This is a genomic window from Mesorhizobium sp. M0522, from assembly GCF_040321085.1.
Classification (GTDB): domain Bacteria; phylum Pseudomonadota; class Alphaproteobacteria; order Rhizobiales; family Rhizobiaceae; genus Mesorhizobium.
Map to the genome: position 1 here is coordinate 1 of NZ_JAMYQW010000085.1, position 4,440 is coordinate 4,440.

The following is a 4,440-nucleotide window of genomic DNA, read 5'->3' on the forward strand; positions in this document are numbered from 1 at the left end:
AAAAAAACGCCCCCGCCGCTGGCGTTTTTTTCTGCGCGGCGGGGGGGCCAAACATTATGTGCACTAAAAACCCTTTTTTTTATTTCCCCCCCCTCCCCGCTGTGAGCTGGCAGGCGGCGTCGATGAACACGTTTATTCGCCGAGCTTGGATAGCGGCATCGCTATCACGCTGAGAGCCTGTTATGCTGGTCCAGCGTTTGATCGCAGTCTTGATCCGTGCGAGCAGCTTGTGAGGGATGCAACCGAACGAGGCGCTGCTCCCACAGTCGTCGCAGGCCCTCCATCACAGCGTCACGCTTAGCCTGATCCGGCGCAATTGTATTGAGGAGATCTCCCAACATGGCTTCGCCCTCAATCCGCATCAGCAGATTAAACAAGTCGTGTGAAATTCGCACACTGTCACTGTTGAAGTGGGTCGTGCTGATCTCGCAGTGAGTTTCCCGACGATCTGGCGCTTTGTAAGCGCGGGTTTGATGGAGGGACACATAGGGCGGCAACGAAACCGCAAGCGCAGTCCAATCCTGCAGCGTTGCAGCCCGCTTTTTTACCAGGAAGGGCCCGACCACAAGTCCATCCAGCTCTGTCGTCAGAAAGGTGGCAATCGCGTCTGCAACCGAATCCACGATCGGTTCGGCATTGTTGTTAAAGGACGTATTGAGCAGAATTGGAGTGCCTGTGCGCTTCTTGAACGCATTGATGACCTCCCAGTACGCGGGATTGGCGTTGTGCGATACTGTTTGCAGGCGAGCGGTACCGTCGACGTGCGTGATGGCACCGAGCAAGGCGCGCTTTGAGTCACGCACGCGAACGACGAAATTCATGAATGGAAATTCGTGCCTACCGTCCGGGAGGTCGAAAAATTCGCTCGCATCCTCCTCCAGCACAGATGGCGCGAAGGGCCGATAGCCTTCGCGCTTCTTGACCATCGCATTGATCCGGTCCTTGTTTGCGGCGGGCCGAGGGTCGGCAAGAATGCTGCGGTTGCCCAGCGCACGTGGCCCAAACTCCGAACGACCCTGCACCCAGCCGATCACGGCGCCGTTGGCGATCCAGTCGGCTGCACTGCTTGCCACGTCATCAGAGCGTTCAACCTCGAGATGTCCGGCCCATGCATTCAGTTCCTGTTGCACGGCGCGCTCGCTCCCGAGATCAGGACCCCAATAGACCTCCTGCAGTCGCTCACACGGCGCGGGGCGGCCCATCTCGTTAGAGACTATCAGCGCAGCTCCCAATGCGCAGCCAGCGTCGTGAGACGCGGGTTGCACGAAGATGTCTTCGAAAAGCCCTGAATACAGCAGCTTACCGTTCATCGTACAGTTGTGGGCCACCCCCCCCGCCAGGCACAACCGCTTCATGCCGGTGGCCTCACGGTGATGCCGGAGAATGTGGAACACGATCCGCTCAAGCGCTTCCTGCAGTGACGCACTCACATCTCGATGCTGCTGGGTGAAGGGCATTCCCTTTCGCCTGACCTCGATATTGCGGAGCAACGCCGGACCGATGCGGTCGAGGTGAACACGGTAGCCACCGCCGTTGGCGGAGAGCTCGTAGAACTGCTCGAAGAGCTCGCGATAGGGAGCGGGGTCGCCGTAGGGCGCGAGTCCCATTACCTTATACTCGTCGAACAAGCCGTAGCCGAGATAGCGGATCGTCTCGAGATAAAACAGCCCAAGAGAATTGTTCTCGGGGAAAGCCTCGAGTTGCGTAATTTCTGTGCCAGACCCTACCGCCAAGAGGCCCGATAGGAAATCACCAGAGCCATCAATCGCTAGAATGAGACTTTGTTCGAAGCCCGACATTGCAAAGGCGCTCACGGCGTGCGCCTGATGATGACTTACGAATGAAATACGCGAACTGTCCAACTTAGTGCCGAACTCACGCGTTAACAGATCCTGCACCAACGTTTTAGCATCCAACGGAATGGAGAGAATGTCCGGGTGGGATGCGGACATACCTTCAAGCATGGCGTTGGCATAGGGCTCGCTGGCGTAGAGCGCGACACGATCAATGTCGTTGAGCTGAACCCCCGCCGCTGACAGACAGTATTGAATCGAACGAATTGGGAGCTTGTTGGAGTGTTTCATCCGATTGAGGCGTTCCTCTTCGACGGCTGCTATCACCCGTCCGTCTCGGACGAGCACCGCGGCGCCATCGTGCATAAAGGCGTTCCGAAGCTCGAATCGGTTTTCATGGACTTGGTCAAGTCCGCCGCTAATTCCTAGACACAGCATTTCTTTCTCCACATAGTGACGGGCAAGCCAAATTGGCCTGCCTCCGTTTCCAACTAAATAGGCCGCATTGTCGCTTGCAGCTGCAACCGCCTGTCAGGCATCACCGGCATCAAAGAACGCCTCATAAGGGGTCCGCCTGAATCAACATGAGATGCTTCGATCGTGGCGCCTGCCGTTCCATGACGCCGAGAGCTTGGCTGGATCACCGCGCCGTGAACTGGCCCGATTTCATTCCCCGAAAGACCGTCGCACAGCGAGTGACACGTGCTGCACTGTCCACCTGCTTCCCGGTCGCACATCCGATAACGCCTTCGGCTGTGCAGGAGGCCGCATCGCGTCATGCGTCGGCCAAACATGGCACCGACTGGAAGCACGGCAATACCGCGTAGATGTAAAGTGCGCTGATGTTGTATGGTAGCGCTGCCGGCCGGGTCTCCAATCCGCTGCCCAGACGAGCCGACCGGATCTGCCTGCGGCAATAAGCCCGCCCACAAGCAGAATCGCGCTGGGCAGCGGGCTCGCCTGCAAGACTTCGCAGCTCAGGAACATTGGGGACGACTAGCGTCGAACCGCCGACATGGTCGGCCAGTTGCAACTCACTTCTCGGCACGACCTCCACTGCACGTCAGGGCGCATGGAAGATTTTCTCCTTGGATGGGTGATCGGTGCGGACGTGCTTTTGTCCATGCAAGATTTCCGAAGAGTTATGAAATCGTTTGTTTCGATCAAAGTCATCCACGCTATGAATAGCTGACGGACATGCGCTTCAAAGGGCTTCAGGCTTCCTGGATGGCTACTCCGATTTGAAGCGCGTGGCATTCCATGCGCTCTGTCACAACATTTCAGCAAAGGGTATGAGAGCAAACCCACACTTCTTTTTCGAAATTCGCTTCGAGCATTCGGGATGAGGTGCTGGGCGATTCACGCAGTCCACGGATCGAAGAGCTCTATTCCGAAGCCTTCGAAATCCTTCATATTACGCGTTGCCAGAGTGAGCTCCTGGGCAATCGCTGTGGCTGCGATCAATCCGTCCATTGACGTCAGCCCGCGGCCGCGGCGCTTCGCAAGACCCATCAGATCGCCCCAGGCCAGAGCAACCGGCTCGTCGACGGGGAGGACTCTCTGCTCGAAACGCTGAGGCAGGTCTCGGGCAAGCCATTCGGCCAGCGCCTCACGCTTCCGACCCTCGCCCATGAGAGCAACGCCGCGCCGGATTTCCGCGATCGACACCACGCTGATGAACGAGCGATCCTCGTCGAGCTTGTCCAGCCATTCCAGAACGCGTGCGTCCGGCGCCGGCCTTGTCACCTCGGACAGGACATTCGTGTCCAGCAGTAGCCTCACAGCGGCAGATCACGCGGTTCATCGCGTTGACGCTCAAGGTCGAGTTCCGCGCCGCGTAGCGGCGACTCCAGCAGAAACTCCGCAAGCGTACCCTTGCGCACCGTCTTGCGTTGCCATTCCTCGGCGGAGACGACAACGACGCTTGGCCTACCGTTGCGCGTGATCGTTTGCGGCGCCGCCTGCGCACGCTCGATGACTTCCGACAGCCGCGCCTTGGCCCGAGCGACGGTCCAGTTGGCATCCTCTTTTGGAGCAGACTGCATTCTGGCCTCCGTGACCATTGTGACTACGGTGACTATATAAAAATGCATAGTGACCGCAACAGGGGAGGGGGACTTTTTTCTAGAGCCCGGACGCCTTGGTGAGATGTTGTCGCAAAAGTTGAGTTCTGCGACGGTGCAAAAGTCAGTTGCAAAATCGTCGCGACAAAGGCTCGGCAGCTCCCCGAAGTAGCCATTTCAGATTGCTTGCAGGTGCGGATAAAGTCCTTTATGCATCGGCACATGATCAAGTCCGCGCCCATCGCTGCAATCTATTATGCGACGCTTCCATAAGGAGCGGCGCGTTTCGATCATGCCTTGAAACAAGCCGCCGTCAGGCGGCTTGTTCATTGAGAGGACCCCCTGGCGGCAATACCAGGAGGATTCCCTATGGCACTTCCCGATTTATCAACCGGTCATTCCGAACCATGTTCGGCCGCTTTGAAGACGCTCATTGAGCGCGGCTATGTAAATCAAGGGACCGACCTGCCGGGTGTCGATGCCGCCTTTGAAGCAGGCGTCGTACCCGCTTACGCTGGTTTCGATGCGACGGCTGACAGTCTTCATGTCGGCCATCTTCTTCTGATCATGGCGCTTCGTCATCT

3 protein-coding genes and 1 pseudogene are annotated in these 4,440 nt (G+C 57.7%); 1 reads left to right on the top strand and 3 read right to left on the bottom strand.

Translation table 11 applies throughout. The features are described 5' to 3' along the window. Positions 1–164: 164 nt before the first annotated feature. The 3 genes from NKI58_RS35255 to NKI58_RS35265 form a co-directional block, all read right to left on the bottom strand. On the bottom strand, positions 165–2,231 hold the full coding sequence (locus tag NKI58_RS35255) for a carbamoyltransferase family protein (protein WP_023679092.1): 2,067 nt from the start codon (positions 2,229–2,231) through the stop codon (positions 165–167). 921 nt (positions 2,232–3,152) lie between these two features. Continuing rightward, positions 3,153–3,575 (bottom strand): type II toxin-antitoxin system VapC family toxin, encoded by a 423-nt coding sequence (locus NKI58_RS35260; RefSeq protein WP_352480554.1) that lies wholly within the window; start codon positions 3,573–3,575, stop codon positions 3,153–3,155. Further along, on the bottom strand, positions 3,572–3,838 hold the full coding sequence (locus tag NKI58_RS35265; RefSeq protein WP_023679089.1) for a type II toxin-antitoxin system prevent-host-death family antitoxin: 267 nt from the start codon (positions 3,836–3,838) through the stop codon (positions 3,572–3,574). Before NKI58_RS35265 ends, NKI58_RS35260 begins: the two co-directional genes overlap by 4 nt. Before the next feature lie 387 nt (positions 3,839–4,225). On the opposite strand from NKI58_RS35265, the pseudogene NKI58_RS35270 reads away from it, so the two are divergent. Continuing rightward, positions 4,226–4,440 (top strand): annotated as a pseudogene (locus NKI58_RS35270) (hypothetical protein); the annotation flags it as partial.